Source organism: Clostridium fungisolvens (assembly GCF_014193895.1).
Taxonomy (GTDB): domain Bacteria; phylum Bacillota; class Clostridia; order Clostridiales; family Clostridiaceae; genus Clostridium_AR; species Clostridium_AR fungisolvens.
The window spans coordinates 4,355,707-4,377,338 of record NZ_BLZR01000001.1; the positions used below are offsets into that span (position 1 = coordinate 4,355,707).

Here is a 21,632-nt window from a genome sequence, read left to right on the forward strand (position 1 = left end):
CCTAAAACCTTTCTAAAGATCCTTCCATTTTTACTTTTCTCTCTACTAAAACAAAAACTAATCTTCCTATTATAAGATATATTAAACTCACTATTAGACATGTTATTATCTGACTCAGCACTGAATTTATTCCTTCACCTTCAACCATTACTCTTCTAGCAGCTTCAATTCCATAAGTAAAAGGAAAAACTTTAGATAAAGCTTGCATCCATTCAGGCATAACACTAATAGGAAAGGAGATTCCACATAGTATCATAACTAAACCTCTTACTAGTTGTACTGCTATATTAGAATCCTTAAGCCAAAGCACAAGACTTGCAAATATCATTCCAAAACCAATTACCCCTGGAATCATAACCAAAAATATAGCCAGCCACTCTAATAAATTTCCTGAAAAACTCATTCTATAAATAAAGCTATACTCAACCATACTTACAAATATATAGGTAAATCCTATAAATATATTGACTAAAGCTCCACCAATTAAAATATCAATCTTTCTTATTGGGCAAAGCCATAAAGACTCTAGAGTTCCTCTTCTCTGTTCTTGTCTTAAAAAAGTTCCGAAAGTCCACATCATAGTATTAACCCACATGTATACCATAACCCCTACCGCTATAAAAGCAGTATAATTAGTAGTTCCTGCTATCTCTTTAAAGGTATTAAGTCCTCCTTTGTCTGGTCCTGCAAGACCAACTGCACTTAATATATATATTATTGGGAACATAAGGGGCCATATTATAAGCCCAGGTATCCAATCTTTATACCTTGTGACTTCTGTAAACTCCTTCCTTCCTACAGCAAGAATAGTTCGTATTCTATTCATAACCTCACTCCTAATCCCTAAGCTTCTTTCCTGTAAGATGTATAAATACATCTTCTAAGGATGGTATAACAACATTCATACTTTTTATTGATATTTTATTTATTCCAAGAAAATCTATTATTTCTTGAACTATGTTTTCTTTTTCATCATGATGTATTAATAGTTCATAACTACTTCTTTCTTCCATGTAACTTATAGTTACATTTTTTATATTTTCTATGTTTCTAAGCTTAGCAGTTATTTCATCGGAAATACTATTTACTTCTATCTTTATACTTCTCACATCACTTATAGTCTTTTTAAGATTGTCTGGTGTATCTAAAGTTATTATCTTTCCTCCATCAACTATAGCAATCCTATCACATAGGAAATCAGCTTCTTCCATATAGTGTGTTGTCAACAGTATAGTCTTACCTTCATTTTTAAGGGATGTTATTATCTCTCTTAGATTTAATGCTGATTGTGGATCTAATCCTAAAGTTGGTTCATCCAGCAAAACCACGGGAGCATCTGGAATTAAAGCTTTACCAAGCGCGACCTTTTGTTTCATACCAGTTGAAAATTTTTCTACTGTTTCATCTGCTTTTTCTACTATATCTAACCTTTTTAATATCTTTTCTGTTCTAAGTTTAGCTTCTTTTCTAGAAAATCCATATAAGGATGCAAAATATTCTAAGTTTTCTCTTGCTGTAAGCTTCCAGTAAATACTCCTATCTCCTGCTAGTACTGTCCCTATCTGACCTAATGCTTTAGAAGACTCCTTTTCTACATCTAAACCATTTACTAGAACTCTTCCAGACGTAGGCCTTAAAAGCCCTGTAATCATTTTTATAGTTGTGGTTTTTCCTGCTCCATTGGGACCTAAAAGTCCAAATATCTCTCCCTTATATATATCAAAAGATATTCCTTCAACAGCTATAAATTCTTTCTTCTCAATAACCTTCAAAAATTTCTTTTTTACCGAGATAAAAACCTTCCTTACATTCTCAACTTGAACCACTTTTTGCATTTATTTACACTACTCCTTCTAAAAAAATTGATACCAATTGGTATCAATTTATATTGCTAAATTGTTATCTTATGGATGTACCACTTCGCAATAAAACCTATTATTTTTAAATTCTCTCACCAGAAGCCGTGAGAGTTTTAAAAATAGATTTTGGTTTGAAGTGGTACATCTTTATAGAGTTCCTAGCTCAACTATTAATTTATACATGCCTGAAAATCCCCAGAACCCGAGATTTTCAAACAAGTATAAATTAAGTTTCGAAAGAGGAACTCTTTAATTACATTATCTCTTCTATAGCTTGTTTTTCTGGGTCATAGTTAATAACCTTCTTTACAGACTTCATGAATGCGAAACATATAATAAATAGAAGAGTCGCCCCAAAGCTTCCACATATAACTTGCTTTGCCCCCAATATCCCTCCAAGAACTCCACCTATTACCATACCAATTGGTGAAAGCGCTTGAGTAAAGGTACCAATCAAAGCAAACACCTTTCCTCTCATATCTTGTGGAACGATAAGTTGTGCTGTTGTATTTAATAAAGTGTTAAGTATCGCATTCAAGGCTCCTGCTATAAATAACAATATACAAATAGCATATATATTTTCAGTGATAGGCGCTATCATAATCATAGCCATGCTTATAATCCCACTACTTACAAAAACAAAAAACTTATTTTTAGCTGCTATCTTTATTATTGATAAAGTCAACATCCCAGAGATCATCCCTAGAGTAAATATCCCCATTGCAAGACCATATTTCTTTGCATCTAACCCTGGAGTGGAATTAAAATAAGGCATAAGCAAAACAAAACCTACTTGTGCGAAAAAGTTGATAACACATGCTAATATAATAATATTTCTTAAACCTTTGAATTTTATTGAAAATTTAAGCCCATCGACAAAATCTTCTTTAAAGTTAGATTTTTCTTTTTTATGAATAACCTTAGGAACCTTTAAGAATAATTCAAGAAAACCAGAGAAAAGATATGAAAACCCGTTTAATAAGAACATTATAGGAGCTCCTAGAATTGAAAAAATTGCACCACCAGCCATTGTTCCCATTAAATTAGCTCCTGTATTTGACATTTGATAACTAGAATTTGCTTGTAGAAGCCTTTCTTTAGGTACTAAATCAGGTAATACTGAACTTATACTCGGACCAAAGAACGCTGAGCATAGCCCGAGTACTATCCCTGCAGCCATCACCATCCATACAGACCCTACACCTTTATATATTGCAAAACCAACTGATACTATTGCTACCCCACGTATTAAATCAGCCAGTATAATAATCAATTTCCTATTGGCTCTATCTACCCAAACACCTGCAAAAGGTGATATTGCAATTCTCGGAATCATTGTAATTGCCATAATGGTTCCCATAAGGGCTGAAGATCCTGTAACTGCCAAAACCCAAAATCCCAATGCAATTTCATAAATTGCATCTCCAAAACAAGATACAAGCTGCCCTTGCCAAAGTAAAAAGAAGTTTTTATTCCAAAGTTTTTCTGTGCTTTTCGAAGCACCCTCATCTGTAGTATTGGAATATTGAATTTCTTTTATCTCTTCACTCATAACTTTTTCTCCCATTTAATAATTACTAAAACAGTATCACTTTTTCTATGCTCCATAATCTTTAATGCTCTTAGAGCATCTTCCTGCATAAATAATCCTCCCTTTTTATTATTGTGTAATATTAACCGTATTATATTTTAATCTGATTCTTAACAATTGCTCCATCTAAAATTGTTATATCCCCACTGTACTCTACTGTATCTATCTCACATCTTTCACCAATAGTTATATTTTTACCTCTCACAATACTAGCTTTTGTTGCTTCGAGGTATATGTTATCTCCTTCAATAGAATCACAAATCAATCTACTTTTACTAAAAGAAGCGAATCTTATGAAATTCATAAAAAGCGAATCCTTCGCCCTAAGCCTAACTTCAATTTCTTTCCCTCCAATTTCCTTAGTTCTGCATTCCCCACCAGGATTTATTTCTATCTTTTCTGCATTAAGCATCTCTCCAATGTTAAATGCGCCATGGCAGGTAAATTGTTCTGCTTCACAATTACCACCTACTTTTACTCCACCGAATATCTTTATTCCATCACCTTTTAAATTCCCACCAACTTTAGAATCACCTGATATCTTTAGCTGTCCAACTGATACGTCTCCACCTATTTTTGAATCTCCACTAATCTTCATCTCATCGCTAGTTATATTACCATTAATAGACGAGGCCCCTGATATCGAAAATACTGAACTTTTTACATTTCCTCTTATTGAGGTGTCTCCACTAATTTTAAATTCTTGGCATAGCACATCACCTTCAACACTAGACGAGCCTGAACATTTAAAATCAACACAGTCTAAATTCCCACGAATTTCACCATCTCCACTAATCTTAACAGAATTAAACTTCCCACCACCAAACTTACCTGATCCTGATATTCTCAAATCTGACCTATCGTTATAATAATTCTTTTCCATTATTAATTTCCTCCTTTCCTACAATTGAATCTGCTCTATAACTTTGCTGCTTGGATCAATAGATATACTGTTCTTATATTCAACTCTTTGAATAGTACATTTTTCACCTATAACTACATCAGTACCTCTTACAATTCTCGCTGTGGTCGACTCTAGATAAATCTCGTCTCCTTCAATAACGTTACAATCAAGTTCATCAAGAGCATAATTGAATATTGCTTTAGTTATTTTAGACAGAATTCCTACACTCCAAAGTCCGCGCTTTACCTTTATAGTTCTTCCGCCAATTTCAGAAACTTCACACTTACCACCAATTTCAACTAATATATTTTCACTGTTAAGAAGACCACCAATCTTAAACGCTCCAGAACACTTAAAGTCTTCTGCTTCGCAATCTCCAACTATACTTGTAGCTCCTTGTATATCAATAGTTTCACCAGTAAGATTTCCACATATCTTTAAGCTTCCTTGTATGTTGCTTCTCTTACTATTTAAATTCCCACCTATCTTACCAGCTCCACTTATGTTACATGTTTCAGCCTCTACATTTCCTGTACATTTAGTAGCACCACTAACGTTATAGGTTACAGTCTTTACATTACCTTCAAATTTTGCTGCACCAGCTGCCTCAAATTCAACACAATCTATATCTCCATTAATCTTAGCCGCACCACTAACCTCTACTCTATTAAATTTTCCACCACCAGACTTACCAGCTCCTGAAATTTCTAGATCTCCTCTATCTTCATAATATATATCATTCATAATACCCTTAACCTCCTATACTAAATTAGTAATTACTTTTTCTGAAAAACTACTTAAGTTAACTCTTTCTAAGATCTTACCATCACCTAATATAATATTTGCTGAATCGGCTAATATTCCTATTCCTACTCCCATCTTTCGAACAAATACAAGTTCATAGTCTTTATCTTTTATATTACTATAATTCTCTATTAATCCTTTTATTGTAAAATTAATTTCATCTAAATTCAAGTTACCTTGTTCCAACAGGTATTTATATAATGCTAAGAAGACTATGTCATCTCCGCTCAACTCATCTTTCAGGCTGAAGCTATTTTTGTACATATCTAGAACATGCTGCGTAACAATATTTCCTTTTAATATATCTTCTATATAAAATTTAGAGGATATAGAGCTTCCTTGAAATCTTTCTGCTAGATCATCCAAAGAAACATCATCTTTCATCTCAACTATTCTATTTATCCTATCTAATATTTTATCCTTAGGAAAATAGGTTTCTTGCCCTGTAAAAGAGGACTTCTTTATAAACCACTCCTCAGGTATTAAGTTCTTTCTTTTCCATCTATATAGCTGACCATAAGATATGCCAGTAAGTTCTAATAATTCTTTTTTTGATATCAAATTTTCTTCCATTTTCATTCCTCCTTGAATTCAGTATAACAAAACATTGTTACGTTAGCAATACTTATTTTTAAAAAATGTAAAAACCGCCATCAAAATAAAGATGGCGGCCTTTAACAAACCTATCGAATTTCCTTGCTTATATCCATGTTTAATAACTCTAAAGCAAATTATCAAAAGCTGAAAACAAATATAGGCATATGTAATTGTAAGCAAAACATTGTTTTATTACTTGTCTTTCTTATTTAATCTTTCTAAGACCGTATTATATCCGTCACTACCATAATTCAAACATCTATTAACTCTACTTATAGTAGCAGTACTCGCTCCAGTATCATTGGCTATTTCAGTATATGTTTTCTTTTCTTTAAGCATAGCTGCTACTTGTAATCTCTGCACTAAAGCTTTTATTTCATTTATTGTAGCTACATCTTCAAAAAATCTATAGCACTCTTCTATATTTTCTAAACTTAATATAGCTTCGAAAAAATAGTCCATGTCCTCACTTTTTAGCTTTGATTCATAATTGCTCATGTAATCACCTCACATCAGTATTTTAACACCTTATACTGAACTTTACCATATGTTTTAGTAATTGGTTATATTTTTATTTATTTATCACTTTACAACTTTATTATATTAAAGTATAATATGATTATCAGGTACTCAGGAGGATGTTAATTATGAATAAAATTGTTAAGAGATTATTATCAGTTGTAGCTATTACAACTATTTCATTATCATTAATAAGTTGCGGACAAACTAAGAAAGATTCTACTTCTACTGCTGCTTCGAATACTATAGTGGTTGGACTCGATGATTCTTTTCCACCAATGGGATTTAAAAACAGCAAAGGAGAACTTCAAGGTTTTGATATAGACATGGCAAAAGAAATAGCAAAACGTACAAATAAAGAAATAAAGTTCATGCCGTATAATTGGGATGGTATAATACCAGGTTTAAAGCAAAAGAAATTTGATGTAATAATTTCCGCAATGAGCGTAACACCAGAAAGAGAAAAAGAAATTGCATTTTCAACTCCATATCTAAATGAAAGACAAGTAATTGTAGTGAAGAAGGACAATACTTCTATAGCTTCACCAGATGACCTTAAAGGTAAAACAGTTGGAGTACAAAAAGGTAGTACAAGCGAAGATGCTATAAAAGATACAAAATCTACTTTTAAAGATACAAAATTATATGATGAAAACATTGCTGCTCTTCAAGACTTACAAATAGGTCGTATAGATGCAGTTGTAGTAGACGAATTAGTTGCAAGATATTATATAAAAGAAAAAGCTGACACTTACAAGGTTTTAGATAAATCAGTTGCTACAGAACCTATCGCTATAGGACTTAGACAAGAAGATAAAGATCTTAAAGCTACTTTTGATAAAGTAATAAAAGAAATGCAAGAAGACGGAACTCTTGCAAAGATATCAAAAACTTGGTTTGGTGAAGATATTACATCTTCAAAATAATTTATATCATTTACAGAAAGGTTGTTTTTTATGAAAGTCGAAATCATTTCAACATATCTTCCCATATTATTGGAAGGTTGTTTAAGAACAATAGAACTTACCGTAATATCAATTTTATGTGGATTATTATTAGCTTTCATAGTTGTTTTAATGAAGCTTTCAAAAAATAAAGTACTAAAGTCAATAGGAACATTCTATACTTGGTTCTTTAGAGGAATTCCCCTAATGATTCTACTTTTCATAATCTATTTCGGACTTCCAGAAGTAAATATAACCCTGACTTCATTTGAAGCTGCTATATTAGGACTAAGTATAAATATATCTGCATATGTAGCCGAAGCTATAAGAGGTGCTATGTTATCAGTAAACAAAAATCAATGGGAAGCTGCTCAAACAGAAGGACTTAACTTTATACAAACAGTATTTTATATAATACTTCCACAAAGTTTAGGTCGTATGCTCCCAGCTGTTGCAAATGAATTTATAGCATTACTTAAAGATACAGCTTTAGTATCAACTATAGCAATGACAGATTTGATGAACAATGCTCAACATATGGCAAATGTATCTTTTAGGCCTCTAGAAATTTTCTTCATGGCATCAATAATGTATCTTATAATGACAACATTCTTTACTACAGGTTTTAAGTTTGTTGAGAAAAAATTTGCCCTAGCAGATTTATAATATATAAAAAAAACTGAAGTGCTTTTCTTCAGTTTTTTTGCGCATCTGCCTTTCCGAATGCATATGAGGAAAATCTGGCAGGCGACACATTCTTATTTTTTATTCTTTGCAAAGACTAAGCAAATCCTCGGATGGCTAACCATTTAATCTCAATACTGTACTTTAACAGCACTTTAATTAAAAATCTAATCTAAAAATTTTCTCCGTTCCAACCCCAGTTATTTACTTCCTCATACTTAACATATATTGATTCTTTACTTATTGAAAGCTCTTCGTTGTAAAGCTCACATATTGCTTTTGTAAGCTTGCTTAAAGCCTCTTTGGATGTACTTCCAAATATCTTTACTTCTATAAATGCTCCATATTCTAATTTATCACCTTTAAAATATAATGGATATTCATCTTGGAATCCAACCATTAACCACTGTTCACTTTTTCCAGGAATCAGTTCTATCAATTTTCCAAGCTCATCCTTTATTTTATTCTTTTTCTCTTCTGTTAACTTTACAGTTACTTTTGAGTCAATGAATGGCATTATAACTCCTCCTTTTAATGCATCATATATTAAATATATATCACTTAATTCTGAAAACTACTTTAAAACTCCTGTGGTTTCTGACAATCTAAAAATGCAGGATAAATCCTGCATTTATGTATGATTTTATTTATTATTGTTCTTCATTTCTTCATGCTTAAATTGCTCGCTTTTTACTGTAACATACACTCCAACAATTGCAAATGCAGCAAGGAAAACAACAACTACTGTAGTCATAAGATCCATTCCGCTCACCTCCTTAACCTTACAAAATGAGCTATAACTTTAAATCCACACCCATTCCCATTATTTATCAAGATAATATCAATAGTTTTATTTTATCACAAAAATTAAAATCATTACATCTTGTTATTAAAGTTAAAGCTTAAATTATATATTCTTCATTAATTAAATTTTTTATTGTTCATTATCGTGACTACCTGAAGGATTTGTCATAGTATTTAACCCACTTGATTCTAGTTTATCATACACAACCTTTGTAGGCACTAACCATACCTCACCAGTTCCTTTATAGACATTAAGAAAGCCTTCTCCACTAGTGGCTGAACCAATAATTGACTTTGAGGACTTTTCCACTGTAAACTCGATTCCCCCTGTTCTCAATATAGCAAAATTACCATCAACCTTCAAAGTGTCATTTGAAAGCCTGCACTTGAATATTTCATTTTCAGGAACTGGTATTTCAAGAACTACAATTCCACTACCACTTATTTTTGTTTGAAATAATCCTTCATTACCTAATATCATTGAAGATATAGATTTTTGCATAGCTGCACCTATTTCTATACTATCTTCACAAGCATAAAATACTCCATCATCAACAATTACTTCTTCATCTTCTAATTCTAGCAAAGCGTAATGTCCAAATGAAGGTTCTAAAAATATTTCTCCTGTTCCTTCATATCTAGGCTTAAATACAGTCTCTCCAGTAAGCTTACTGTTAATAAGCTTTTTACCAAATCCTAAAACACCGCCAACTTTATTCTGAAGCTCAATATCTCCCTTAAGGTAACTTAGCGCTCCTGATTCAAGCTTAACAGCACTATCTTCAAGTATTATTCTAATCTGCTTAAGCTTTATCCCAGCATCTTTCATAAATTTAAACTTTATAGCTGAATCTATATCATTGCCTCCATTTAACTCATCAAACTCTAACACTTGAAAAACTGAATCCGCTGACATTTCAGCTAATTTTGTAAGCTTATTTGTTATATTTAGTGAAGTTCTCATTTTCCCCCTCCTTGCATCATATTTAACTTCTGACTACATATAGAAAACAGTGAATAGCTAATCATATACTATTAACCTCATATACAGCATCCATAGACATACTACTTCAATCCTTACTATGTTATAAATCTGTTACACATGCTTATAATAAATCTAGTTAAATTATAAATCTCTAAATAATAGAATAGTTAACTTATCCAATTAAAAATATAATACCATAAATTTCAAGAAATATGTATATTAAAAAAATCTCTGAAGGGACCCTTCTTCAGAGACTTTTTTGCGCATCTGCCTTTCCGAATGTATATGAGGAAAATCTGGCAGGCGAATACGATTTATTTTTTTACTGTTTATCTTAAATATCTGTTCTAAACCCTTGATATTGCTAGGTTTAGCTTTCAAAAAAATTTCATAATTTCCTAAACAGTAAAAAAGCACTATAAACTTCTAAATTACTTAGAACTTTATAGTGCTTATAAAAATCTCTATTTACAAATATTATTTATATTCCTTTGAAGTTTCTTCGCCACTTAATACTCTTATTGTGCCTTGAGCAAGAGCTAGAAGTTCATCTTCTCCTGGGTAAACTACAACTGGAGCTATCCAACCAACATTACTTGTTATTGTATCTGTAACAACTTTGCCGTATGCAATTCCACCAGTAAGTATTATAGCATCTACCTTACCTTTAAGTACAACAGCATATTCACCTATAGCTTTTGAAACTTGGTACATGAATGCATCATACACTAATTTTGCCTCAGCGTTTCCTTCAGCTGCTAACTTTTCTACATCTCTTGCATCATTTGTATTTAGGTAAGCAACGAATCCACCTTTACCAACAATCTTTTTGTATATTTCTTCTTGTGAGTATTTGCCGCTAAAGCACATTTTTACTAGATCACCAGATGGTACTGATCCTGATCTTTCAGGTGAAAATGCACCTTCTCCATCTAATGCATTATTTACATCAATAATCTTACCATTTTTATGAGCTCCTACTGAAACTCCTCCACCCATATGAACAACTACTAAGTTAACGTCCTCATATGCTTTGCCGTTTTCTTTTGCATATCTCTTAGCAACTGCCTTTTGATTTAAGGCGTGGAATATACTTTTTCTAGGAAGTTCTGGAACTCCTGAAAGTCTTGCAACATCTTGTAATTCATCAACAACAACTGGATCTACTATGAATGCTGGCTTTCTTATTTCACTTGCTATTTCATTAGCTATTATTCCTCCAAGATTTGAAGCATGTTGTCCTTGAGCACCATTCTTTAAATCTTCAAGCATAACTTCATTAACTGCATAAGTTCCACCAGCTATAGGCTTTAGCATTCCACCTCTACCAACTACAGCATCTAGAGTTTTCACATCAAAATTCTTTTCTTTTAATACATTTAGAATTACATCTTTTCTAAATTGGAATTGATCATAGATTGTAGCGTAAGCATTTATTTCTTCAGATGAATGTCTAAGTGTTTCTACAAGTACTTCTTTCTCATCTTCATAAACACCTATTTTTGTTGAAGTTGAACCTGGATTAATTATTAAAATTTTATAAGCCATTATTTTTCTCCTCCTTGAAGAATATCATATGGAAATATCTATAGTTAAACTATAAATTTATATTTGCAAAATTTTATTTAGCATCTGCTACTAGAGCTGCTAAAGCAATAGAATTTACCTTTGTTTCAAAGCTGTCTGCTCTTGAAGTTAGTATAACTGGAGCTGAAGTTCCAACTAGTATACCACCATTTCTAGATTTTGATGTCATAGTTAAACATTTGTACATAACATTTGCTGTTTCTATATTTGGTAATAAGAATATATCCGCTTTTCCTGCAACAGGTCCAGTTACATTCTTATGATGTGCAGCTTCTTCAGATAAAGCGTTATCGAATGCAAGAGGTCCATCTACTATACATCCCTTTATTTGTCCTCTGTCGTTCATCTTTGCAAGTAGTGCTGCATCTACAGTAGCAGGCATATCAGGATTTACAACTTCTACTGCACAAATTGGTGCAACCTTTGGTAAATCTAGTCCGCAAGCATGAGCTACCTTAACTGAGTTATTTAATATATCAACCTTAGCCTTTAAATCTGGATATGTATTGAAAGCAGCATCAGTAAGATATATTAATCTATCTATTCCTTCAATTTCAAACACAGCAACATGAGACATAAGCTTACCAGTTCTTAAACCTACTTCTTTATTAAGTACGCTTCTTAAGAATGTAGCTGTATCAACTAACCCCTTCATAACCATATCAGCTTTTCCCTTCGCTACTAATTCAACAGCATAAAGAGCAGCCTTCTTTGGATCTGGTTCATTGATAAGGTCGTATTCTTTTAAATCCATACCTATCTTATCAGCGATTTCTCTTATCTTAGCTTGATCTCCAACTAATATGGCATCAGCTATCCCTCTTTCCTTTGCTGCCTTGATTGCTTCAAGAACAGGTTCATCTTGTGCTACAGCAACAGATACTTTTTTCTTTGTTACTTCTTTTAGCTTCGATAATAATTCATCAAAATTCTTACTCATTTATTCCTGCACCTCTTCTTATTTTTAGTTTAATGTTATTAATACAACATAATAATCTTATATAGTTTTATCCAATTACATAAGTTAAAAAAACTACATTCTTGTTAATTTTATAACAAATTAGTTTATAAAAATTATATACTAGTCAAAAAGAAATCGAATTTATGTTTCAATATTTTAAACACAAAGTAATTATATCACTTTTAAACTGTATATAAATAAATATTATATAAAATTAATATTTTGTCATAATCACTGAAATTGAGTGTATATGCAATAAAATGGACTAACTATTCTTATCTTTATAGTTAAAAAGCCTTTAGAAACATTTAAATAAATATATTTGTTTATTTAAAATATCCTTTATCAACATTTTAACAAAAAAAACTTCTAAAATAGAAGTTTTCTGAAAATTTATAGAAATTTTTTTTATTTTTTACTTATTATATATTTGTTCAACACCACTTTTAAAACTTTCAATTGATATTCTCTCAATAAAGTCACCTAATTTTTCACCAAATTCAGCTTCTTTATTATAGAACTCGTATATAGCTTCCACCATATTATAAGCTTCATCATCTGAAAGTTTTTCTGCTATTATGTGAGGTAACTTAGGGTAAAATCCAGCACTTCCGCCTACAGTAACAATATAGCCTTCTTTATCTCCAACAACAGCAATATCTTTAGAATATGCACTTGTACAAGAATTTCTACATCCTACAACAGCAATTTTAGTTCTATTTGGTGCCGCTGCTGCATAAAATCTCTTTTCTATCTTCATCCCAAGCTTAAGTGAATTCTGCTTAGCTCTCTTGCAAAACGATGCTGGACACAACTCAACATTTTTTACTGAGTAGGCAGATACTACCCCTGGCTCCATACCTAATTCTTGCCAAGCCTTTTCAACATCCTCTGCTTTTATTCCAAGTATAGCAATTCTTTGACCTGAGGTTATCTTTATTGCACCATTGTATTTTTTAGCTACCTCAGCAAATTTAATAAGATCTTCTGGTTTTATAAAACCACCAGGAATTCTAGGCGTAATTCCATAGGTTCTGTTTTCATTCCTCACCTTTTGAAGAGTTGCATATTTAGGTTGTTGTATCATAATTATTCCCCCATCTTATTTATTATTAAATGGACAAAATTCTTTTATTATACTCTCAGCTACTTTTAATCCATCTACTGCAGCTGATACTATACCTCCAGCAAAACCAGCACCTTCTCCCGCAGGGTATAAACCTTCAAGCGATACACTTTGTAAACTTTCAGTTCTCTCTATTCTAACTGGAGCAGAAGTTCTTGTTTCTATTCCAGTCATTACAGCACTGCTATCTGCAAAGCCTTTAATTTTTTTATCGAAATTTACAAGCCCGTCCTTTAGAGCTTCTGTAACATATATAGGTAAACATTCCTTAAGCTGAACAAATTCGTAGCCTGGCTTATATGAAGGAGTGACGGTTCCAATCTTAGTACTTATCCTATCATTTAAGAAATCTCCTACAAGCTGTACTGGAGCAACATAATTTCCTCCACCAATTTTATAAGCTAATTCCTCATAATGCCTTTGAAATTTCATACCTGCTAGTGGTGAGTTATCTTGAAAATCCTTTGGACCAACTGTTACTACTATTGCTGAGTTAGCATTTTCTTTATCTCTTGCATGATAACTCATTCCATTTACTACTAGCCTTTTCTCCTCAGATGACGCTGCTACAACCTCTCCACCAGGACACATACAGAAAGAATAGACTGATCTATCTATCTTTTCACTTGAATGTGTAAGTCTATAGTCCGCAGCTCTTAGTCTCGGATGTCCAGTATACTTTCCATATTGATTTAAATCTATCAGTGATTGAGGATGCTCTATTCTTACACCTATTGCAAAAGGCTTTTGAGCCATTGCTACCCCTAAAGCATTAAGCATCTCATATGTATCTCTTGAACTATGTCCAATTGCCATAATTATGTTTTCACAAGGTATCTCATTACCATTAACTATAATGGCTCTTACCTTACCATCTTTTTGAATTATATTTTCAAGTTTTGATGAAAAGTGAATTTCACCACCAAGAGCTTTTATTTGTTCTCTTATGTTTCTTACAACTATCTTTAATATATCTGTTCCTACATGAGGTTTCCCCATATAAGCTATTTCCTGAGGTGCACCTGCTTTTATTAACTCATCAATTACAAAATCACATCTTCTATCCTTAATCCTTGTAGTCAGTTTCCCATCAGAAAATGCACCTGCTCCACCTTCTCCAAACTGTACATTTGATTCTGTATTAAGATCTCCAGTAGCCCAAAATCTTTCCACAGTTTCTGTTCTTTTGTCCACAGCCTCTCCTCTTTCAAAAACCAATGGCTTATACCCATTCTTAGCTAAAAGAAGTGCCGCAAATAGACCTGCTGGCCCCATTCCAATAACAACTGGTCTACTATTCATAAGCTTGTTTCCATGTGCTATTTCCTCACTGGAAGCATATTCTTCAAACTTAACATCTTTGTCATTTATTTTATTGAATATAGACTTCTCATTTTTATGTTGAAAGTCAACACAGTAATTAAACTTTATTATATCTTTTTTTCTAGCATCAATAGATTCCTTTATTATTCTTAAATTATCTATCTCATCCTTAGAAATCTTTAACTTTTTTGCAACTTTATTTTTAAGCAATGATATATCTTCATCTATATCAAGTATTATATTATTTATCCTTATAGGCATTTAGCTTACCTCCATATACATAAGGTCTTTGACTATTAATTTTAACAAAGGATTAGAACAATATCAACTGGTGTTTTATAGATGTAAAAAAGTTCGCTGAAGCGACTTTCTTCAGCGAACTTTTTTATAATCTCTAAAAACATATTCATATCAAAGTAAAAACTCTTATTATGGTTTCTTAACAAGTGCAGCCTTAACCTTATCTCCGCTTTGAGATACTATTTTTATCTTATCATTACTATTATTAATAACAATTGGAATAGTATTCTCACCTTCTTTAGCACCTGATAAATCTACTTCTGCTTTAATACTATCTGCTTTGAATGAACCTATGTCATCTTCTAAACCACTAATTCTAACAGTTATCTTTTGTGGGTCTATGGTTGCTTGGAAGCCGTCAGGTACATTCTTTGAAGAAATAGGTACATCTACATCCTTGACTGTATATTTGCTTAAATCAAACCTCACCTTAACCTTACTGATGTTATCAGCTACCCTTACATTCTGAGGTATCTTTAAATTAGCACTTACTTCCTTTGAATCGTTTATTGAAGACAAATCAATTGCTTCTGTATCTATACTGTTAATTCCGCTCAACACTGTATCATCACCAACAAGTTCGACTTTTTCAGTTGTAGAACCAAAATCTTTCATAACAAATCCAGCAGGTAAGTTTCCCTTTGTAATAACGTTGACAGGTACAACTTTTCCCTTCTTTACAGTTATGTAAACCTCAGCATTTGTAGGCGTTACCTTTACCTCATCTACATCTTTACCTGAATCATTTATTGCTTTTATAGGTAAGTTTAGTGTAGTATCCTGTTCGATATTTTTAAGTTCACTACTTACAACTAAACTCTTCACACTATTCACATATTCTCCAGGTCCTGATATAACAGCATTAGTAGGTTTAATAGCCGGTGAGTCTGCATAAGTTCCAGTTTTAGTTGTAACTTTTATATCAGATTTTATTGGTATGCTCTTTTCTAAATAATCATCCACTTTTATGGTGACTAACAAAAAACTATTGTTTTTTATATTAATGTTAGTTGGGTAATTAACAATATCAACCCTTATCCTGTTTTCACCCTTTTTTAGAGCGTACGATGAAAGGTCAACACTAACTTTAAATTGAGATGGTGTAACTTTGTACACTTCACTACTAGGCCCTTCTAGATTTAAAGTCACATAAAAATCCTGATGAGGCGATAAAGCTAATTTAGACTCCTTTAATGCATCTGCGTTAAGAAGTTCAACAGGTACTTTCTCTAACTTATATTCTCTAGTAGGGTTTTGCACGTTGGAAATATAAAGCCATAGTCCAAAGGAAAGAATTAGGCATACAATCCTTATAACTATTTCTGCCTTTTTATCCTTGTTATCCATACCTTCACCTTCTCTCCTAAAGTCTTTACCCTCTTTTCTCTTCTGTTTATCATAATACGTATTAATATACTTTTTAATTTATCCTTATCATAGTTTCTAGTAAGCCTTCCATTTACCGCTAATGATATAGTTCCGGTTTCTTCTGAAACTATTATTATAAGTGCATCTGAAGTTTCTGAAAGACCTATACCAGCCCTATGTCTAGTACCAAGTTTTTTATTTATAGTTGTATTATTACTTAAAGGTAATACACAACCAGCAGCTACAATTCTATCATTTCTAATAATTGTAGCTCCATCATGCAACGGGGTGTTAACTACAAAAATATTTTCAAGGAGAGCTGAAGAAACCTTGGCATCCAATTCAGTACCATTACTTATTACTTCGCCAAGCCCTGTACTTTGTTCTATAGCTATAAGCGCTCCAGTTGCTGTATCAGCTAAGTTTTCAACAGCATTTACAAGCTCTGTTATAACTTCTTCTAATGCCTCATCATCCTGCATTACATGCAAATCATCAAAGGCACTTCTTCCGATATGCTCTAGAGCTCTTCTTATTTCCGGTTGAAATATGATTATAATTGTTAAAACACCAATTGTTATTGTTTTGCTTAAAATGAAATAAAGCATATCTAATCTTAAAAGGTAACTTATTGGTAGCAATGCAACTATCAATGCAATCCCCTTCAATAATTGTTCTGCTCTTGTTTCCTTTATCAACATATATCCTTTAAAGAAAATATAAGAAACTACTAGGATATCCAAAACGGACCATATTGATATATTTTTTATTGTATTAATTATCATACTAAAAACTTCTTGCACTTCTGTCACCCCTAATATCCTAATCTATTAAAATTATACACCAATTATACCCCTCATATATATACAATCGTAATAAAATTTGTATTTTTTACTATTTTCACAATAGTAATATTTAAATTTTTTTAGAATATAACTAAACTAAAGATTAAGTTTTAACATTAACCAATAAATTCGTATTTCAAAAACATATTCATATGAAAAAATGAGGAGGTACCTTAAATGATTGAAATACTAAAAAAATACAATAAACATATAATTATTTCTGCTGGAGCAATTTTAATAATTGCTATATCAGTTTATTTTTTCGTTAATAATTTTCTTTATCCAGAACGCAAGCAATTAGCAGATATAAGTTCTACTATCATGAGTATAAACGAAAATTTAAAAAAACCAATTGTTTCTTCATCCATGGATACTGAACTGGCCGTAAGTACTCTTACAGATAATTTGTCCAAGCTGTTAAAAGAAAAAAACAAACTTGAGCAAATAAAGCCATCAGCAAAGTATAAGAATACATATGATAACTTAACTTTGGGATTGAATAATAATATGAAACTCTATGAGCAAACGTTGAATATAATGAAAAATCCTTCTTCAAAAGATATACAAGCCTCTCTTCAAAACCTAACTAAATATGAAGAGGATTGTATTAAATATTACAAGCTATGTAAAAGTAATGGAGTGAGTGTAAATCTTAGTTCAAGCTTCTCGAACTTTTTTTCTAGTGTATCTAGTTATGTAAATCAATTAGTAAAATTAAATAGAGACTCTGATATAAAGACTAGCCAAAAAAACGACTTTTTAATCGCATTTGATAACTGTATTAAAAATTTTTATCCTTTAAAAGAAGATCTAAGTGCAGCAGTAACTAGAGCTCAGGATGAAAATCGCTCTCTATCAGGCATAGAAAGTGATGTGGAAAATAAAATTGTTCAGTTAGAAAAATTAAAAACTTCCTTATATGAAATTTCAGTTCCTTCAGATGGAGTTGAATGTTTTTCAGATTTTGAGGAAACTTTAAATTCATATGATACTTATATTTCTACTTTATCTGAGGCACTAAAATCACAAAACAATCAAGCCGAAAAGCTTAAAGATGCTTTTTCAAAGTATGATGATATGAATTCATCATATGAAAATTTCAATAAAAGTTATGATGATTACAAATCTAAAAATTAAATATGTATGAAAAATATGCCTTTGGATACAATATGCTGAGAGGGTAAAAACCAAAGGAGGTTTTTTATGAATAAACTTAAATGCTGTATTTTCTTCCTTTTTATCTTTTTAACCTTTGACAGCGTTAGTGTATTTGCAAATGAATTAGTAAATTATTCTCCTATAAACGATGGCCCTAAGATTATCATGAGTAAGGATATAAAAGAAAATAATATAAAGTTTTATGGAAGAGGAATATCGAATGAATCTAGCGAATTATACCATGAAAAGGAATCAGTAGTAGAGGTTTTTAACTATCAAAATCATCATCTTTATTTAACAGATGATGATATTTACTTGATGTCTCAGGTAGTATTTGCAGAAAGTCACGGGGAACCATACGAAGGAAAAGTGGCAGTTGCATCAGTTATACTTAACAGAGTTACAAATCCTAGCTTCCCAAACTCAGTTGAAGGTGTTATAAAACAGAAAAACGCCTTTTCATGCGTGAGAGATGGAAAGATTTCTGTAACTCCTGACAACGAATGTCGTGATGCTGTTATGGATGCAATTAAAGGCAAGGACCCTACCAGTAACGCATTATTTTTTTACAACCCTCAAACATCAACTTGTAGTTGGATGAAACAAATTGATAAAAAGAATATGAAAACTATTGGAAAGCATGTGTTTTTTCAAACAAAAAAATAAGAGATGAGATCATCTCTTATTTTTTGAATCAAGATAAGTTACTGCACTTAGAGCTGCAACTTGACCTTCTCCTGCTGCCTTAATATATTGGTACGGCTTTCCAACACAATCACCAGCTGCAAAGCATCCATCAATGTTTGTTTGCATTAACCTGTTTACTAATATATGATTTTCCGACACATCTAATCCTGGTACAAGTTGTGAGGGTGAAATACTATCTTTAAGAACAAATACCCCATCAGTAATCAATTCACCTTGATCAAATAATATCTTTTCTACTTTTTTATCACCAACTATTTCTAGAGGCTTCTTATTTAATATTTCTATATTATCTTTAAGAGCATATTCTCCTTTGTACATAGGTATATAATATACCTTAGCTGCAAGTTCACTAACATAATTAGCTTCTTCTTCAGCCTCTTTATTATATCCAATTATACTAACTATCTTCCCCTTGTAAAGTGGTGCATCACATGTAGCACAATAGCCTACACCTTTACCTAATAATCTCTCTTCCCCAAGTAAAGGTTTTGTATATTCAACTCCAGTTGCAAGTATGATTGATTTCGCTTCATACATCTTTTCATTTACCATTAAAGCAAAGTAATCTCCCATTGCATAAACACTATTCACTTTTTCTTCTGTAATGCTAATTCCCATTGCTTCTATATGACTTTGAAAGTTTGCCTTTAATTCATTTCCTGTTATATCGTGAAATCCTAAATAATTATTTATTTTTGGAGCTTTAGATAATTTAGAGCTAAGTTCTTTAGTTCCAAAGATTATTACGTTTTTATTTCTAATTTTAGCGTTTATTGCAGCAGAAAGGCCAGCTGCACCTGTTCCTATAATGGCAATATCATATCTACCCATACTTTACTCTCCCTTGAAAACTTCTACATCTCTATGGCCTAAACAACTAACTAATTGATGCCACAAGAATCCTCAGAAAACAGAATTTTTGAAAAAGCATATATTAATTTTTTGTAATCTAATACTCTATTATAAATTTCTGTTGATTATATTTACCAAGTCATTTTTAGGTCTAAATCCAGTAAGTTTATCCACTTGATTTCCGCCTTTAAAGAGTATTATTGTTGGTATACTTGATATATCGTACTTATCTGCTAATCCAGGATTGTTGTCTACATCTACTTTAACAAATGTTACCTCTGTCATTTCTTCAGAAAGTTGTTCTAAAATAGGAGCAATCATCTTGCACGGACCACACCATGTAGCCCAAAAATCTACTAATACTAATTTATTGCTTTCTAATACAATTTCATTAAAATCCTTTTCTTCCACATGCTTAACCATAAAAGTTCCTCCTAATTATATACCCCCAATAGGTATTTATAATTATATTATATATCCTCATGATAAAAAGTCAAACATATGCACTTATTTTTCAAATGTTCCTTTTACAATGATATTCTTTTTATCCATTAACACTTTCCCTTTAGCAATTACAGTATCTATCTCAAGTCCTTCTCTATCTAATAAAACTAAATCAGCATCCTTCCCGGATTCTATTCTTCCTTTAGTAGTTAACTTTAATATATCTGCCACATTTGATGTTATGACTTTTATTGCTTTTTCAATAGGTATATTTTCTTCTAGAACAGCATATTTTACTTCTTCATATAAAGAATTAACTTTGCATATCCCCATACCTATCATCTCTTTCCTTTCGTTAAACATAGGCATACTTCCATTACCATCTGAAGAAAAGGTTATATGCTCTTCTGGTATTCCAGCTTGTAAGGCAAGTTTTAAGCCTCTACTTGCACGCAATTCACCTTCTTCTAAACAGTTAGGATCAAAGCTAGTAGTGAGATCAATAAATCCACCTTTCTGCACATATTTTAGACTGATATCGAATAATTCACCATTTCTATTCACATGAGTAGGTAACATCTGATCTGGGGGAATTTCAGTATTCTCTATTAATTCAAACAAATAATCCAATCTCTTAGCCCCGTCACCAAGATGTATGTTAACAATTCCAGCTTTTCCTGATAATAATCCACCAACCCTGGCCTCTGCAACGACATTTGCAAATTCATCATAAGTTGGTTGTGAACTTCTGTGGTCTGATATAGCTACCTCACCAACTCCTATGACCTTATCCAACAGCATTAGGTCTCCTTTTATATTTTCAGTTACAGTTTTTGCAGGTATTTGATATGATCCTGTATAGCAGTATGTAGTTATACCTTCTTCTTCTAAAGCATGTGCTTTAGCCAAAAGTGATACCATGTTTCTACATATGTCATCTGTTCCAATACATCCCACTACAGTGGTAATACCTGCATTAACAAGCTCACTAAAAGGCAATTCTGGAGTTCTAGTTCTAAATCCGCCTTCGCCCCCTCCACCCATTATATGTACATGACAATCAATTAGCCCTGGTACTAAGATTTTTTTATTTCCATCTATCACTGATATATCAATAAAATTATTAGGTACATTTATGCTGTCGTAAATTCCCTCAATCTTGTCTCCAACAATTACTACGTCCTTTATTCCCAAATGTTCAGGTGTATAAACATCAATATTCTTTATAACAGTTATCATAATATGCCTCCTATCTAAAAAATACACATA

22 protein-coding genes are annotated in these 21,632 nt (G+C 32.0%); 4 read left to right on the forward strand and 18 right to left on the reverse strand.

Annotated elements, in window-relative coordinates:
- Position 1: 1 nt before the first annotated feature.
- The 7 genes from bsdtw1_RS19235 to bsdtw1_RS19265 form a co-directional block, all read right to left on the reverse strand.
- A complete protein-coding gene (locus tag bsdtw1_RS19235; RefSeq protein ID WP_183279133.1) occupies positions 2–826 on the reverse strand; it encodes an ABC transporter permease in 825 nt (274 codons plus the stop codon).
- Between the two features lie 10 nt (positions 827–836).
- Positions 837–1,835: an ABC transporter ATP-binding protein gene (locus tag bsdtw1_RS19240; RefSeq protein ID WP_183279134.1), complete on the reverse strand. Its 999-nt coding sequence runs from the start codon at positions 1,833–1,835 to the stop codon at positions 837–839.
- 277 nt (positions 1,836–2,112) lie between these two features.
- Positions 2,113–3,411 (reverse strand): MFS transporter, encoded by a 1,299-nt coding sequence (locus tag bsdtw1_RS19245; protein WP_183279135.1) that lies wholly within the window; start codon positions 3,409–3,411, stop codon positions 2,113–2,115.
- 130 nt (positions 3,412–3,541) lie between these two features.
- The gene (locus tag bsdtw1_RS19250) at positions 3,542–4,333 is read right to left on the reverse strand and encodes a polymer-forming cytoskeletal protein (protein ID WP_183279136.1); all 792 of its coding nucleotides are present in this window, start codon (positions 4,331–4,333) and stop codon (positions 3,542–3,544) included.
- Between the two features lie 18 nt (positions 4,334–4,351).
- Positions 4,352–5,098: a cell shape determination protein CcmA gene (locus bsdtw1_RS19255; protein WP_183279137.1), complete on the reverse strand. Its 747-nt coding sequence runs from the start codon at positions 5,096–5,098 to the stop codon at positions 4,352–4,354.
- Positions 5,099–5,113: 15 nt separating this feature from the next.
- Positions 5,114–5,731 (reverse strand): DUF4004 family protein, encoded by a 618-nt coding sequence (locus bsdtw1_RS19260; protein ID WP_183279138.1) that lies wholly within the window; start codon positions 5,729–5,731, stop codon positions 5,114–5,116.
- Positions 5,732–5,947: 216 nt separating this feature from the next.
- Positions 5,948–6,253 carry a YerC/YecD family TrpR-related protein gene (locus bsdtw1_RS19265; protein ID WP_183279139.1) on the reverse strand — a complete coding sequence of 102 codons (306 nt, stop codon included), beginning with the start codon at positions 6,251–6,253 and terminating at the stop codon, positions 5,948–5,950.
- A gap of 149 nt (positions 6,254–6,402) precedes the next feature.
- On the opposite strand from bsdtw1_RS19265, the gene bsdtw1_RS19270 reads away from it, so the two are divergent.
- Together bsdtw1_RS19270 and bsdtw1_RS19275 are read left to right on the forward strand one after the other, a co-directional pair.
- The gene (locus bsdtw1_RS19270) at positions 6,403–7,200 is read left to right on the forward strand and encodes an amino acid ABC transporter substrate-binding protein (RefSeq protein ID WP_183279140.1); all 798 of its coding nucleotides are present in this window, start codon (positions 6,403–6,405) and stop codon (positions 7,198–7,200) included.
- Positions 7,201–7,230: 30 nt separating this feature from the next.
- Positions 7,231–7,884 (forward strand): amino acid ABC transporter permease, encoded by a 654-nt coding sequence (locus bsdtw1_RS19275; protein ID WP_183279141.1) that lies wholly within the window; start codon positions 7,231–7,233, stop codon positions 7,882–7,884.
- Positions 7,885–8,074: 190 nt separating this feature from the next.
- Here bsdtw1_RS19275 and bsdtw1_RS19280 read toward each other — a convergent pair whose 3' ends face one another.
- The 8 genes from bsdtw1_RS19280 to cdaA all read right to left on the reverse strand — a co-directional run bounded on the left by bsdtw1_RS19280 (position 8,075) and on the right by cdaA (position 17,141).
- The gene (locus bsdtw1_RS19280) at positions 8,075–8,419 is read right to left on the reverse strand and encodes a phenylpyruvate tautomerase MIF-related protein (protein WP_183279142.1); all 345 of its coding nucleotides are present in this window, start codon (positions 8,417–8,419) and stop codon (positions 8,075–8,077) included.
- Between the two features lie 417 nt (positions 8,420–8,836).
- Complete coding sequence (locus bsdtw1_RS19285; protein ID WP_183279143.1) at positions 8,837–9,670, reverse strand: AIM24 family protein; 834 nt, start codon at positions 9,668–9,670, stop codon at positions 8,837–8,839.
- A 498-nt stretch (positions 9,671–10,168) separates the two neighbouring features.
- On the reverse strand, positions 10,169–11,239 hold the full coding sequence (gene buk, locus bsdtw1_RS19290) for a butyrate kinase (RefSeq protein ID WP_183279144.1): 1,071 nt from the start codon (positions 11,237–11,239) through the stop codon (positions 10,169–10,171).
- A gap of 73 nt (positions 11,240–11,312) precedes the next feature.
- Positions 11,313–12,218, reverse strand: a complete 906-nt coding sequence (ptb, locus tag bsdtw1_RS19295; protein WP_183279145.1) for a phosphate butyryltransferase — start codon at positions 12,216–12,218, stop codon at positions 11,313–11,315.
- A 436-nt stretch (positions 12,219–12,654) separates the two neighbouring features.
- Positions 12,655–13,326: a ferredoxin-like domain-containing protein gene (locus tag bsdtw1_RS19300; RefSeq protein WP_183279146.1), complete on the reverse strand. Its 672-nt coding sequence runs from the start codon at positions 13,324–13,326 to the stop codon at positions 12,655–12,657.
- A gap of 15 nt (positions 13,327–13,341) precedes the next feature.
- The gene (locus tag bsdtw1_RS19305; protein WP_183279147.1) at positions 13,342–14,949 is read right to left on the reverse strand and encodes an NAD(P)/FAD-dependent oxidoreductase; all 1,608 of its coding nucleotides are present in this window, start codon (positions 14,947–14,949) and stop codon (positions 13,342–13,344) included.
- A gap of 168 nt (positions 14,950–15,117) precedes the next feature.
- Positions 15,118–16,335, reverse strand: coding sequence for a CdaR family protein (locus bsdtw1_RS19310; RefSeq protein ID WP_183279148.1), 1,218 nt, complete (start codon positions 16,333–16,335; stop codon positions 15,118–15,120).
- Entirely contained in the window at positions 16,305–17,141 is an 837-nt protein-coding gene (cdaA, locus tag bsdtw1_RS19315) for a diadenylate cyclase CdaA (RefSeq protein ID WP_371874763.1), read from the reverse strand. Before cdaA ends, bsdtw1_RS19310 begins: the two co-directional genes overlap by 31 nt.
- A gap of 237 nt (positions 17,142–17,378) precedes the next feature.
- Between cdaA and bsdtw1_RS19320 the strand changes: the two genes are divergently transcribed.
- Positions 17,379–18,338, forward strand: coding sequence for a hypothetical protein (locus bsdtw1_RS19320; RefSeq protein ID WP_183279150.1), 960 nt, complete (start codon positions 17,379–17,381; stop codon positions 18,336–18,338).
- Between the two features lie 66 nt (positions 18,339–18,404).
- On the forward strand, positions 18,405–19,025 hold the full coding sequence (locus tag bsdtw1_RS19325; RefSeq protein WP_244638193.1) for a cell wall hydrolase: 621 nt from the start codon (positions 18,405–18,407) through the stop codon (positions 19,023–19,025).
- Between the two features lie 9 nt (positions 19,026–19,034).
- Here bsdtw1_RS19325 and bsdtw1_RS19330 read toward each other — a convergent pair whose 3' ends face one another.
- The 3 genes from bsdtw1_RS19330 to iadA form a co-directional block, all read right to left on the reverse strand.
- Entirely contained in the window at positions 19,035–19,898 is an 864-nt protein-coding gene (locus tag bsdtw1_RS19330) for an NAD(P)/FAD-dependent oxidoreductase (RefSeq protein ID WP_183279151.1), read from the reverse strand.
- Between the two features lie 129 nt (positions 19,899–20,027).
- Positions 20,028–20,342: a thioredoxin gene (gene trxA / locus bsdtw1_RS19335; RefSeq protein ID WP_183279152.1), complete on the reverse strand. Its 315-nt coding sequence runs from the start codon at positions 20,340–20,342 to the stop codon at positions 20,028–20,030.
- An 84-nt stretch (positions 20,343–20,426) separates the two neighbouring features.
- Positions 20,427–21,602, reverse strand: a complete 1,176-nt coding sequence (gene iadA / locus bsdtw1_RS19340) for a beta-aspartyl-peptidase (RefSeq protein ID WP_183279153.1) — start codon at positions 21,600–21,602, stop codon at positions 20,427–20,429.
- Positions 21,603–21,632 lie beyond the last annotated feature (30 nt).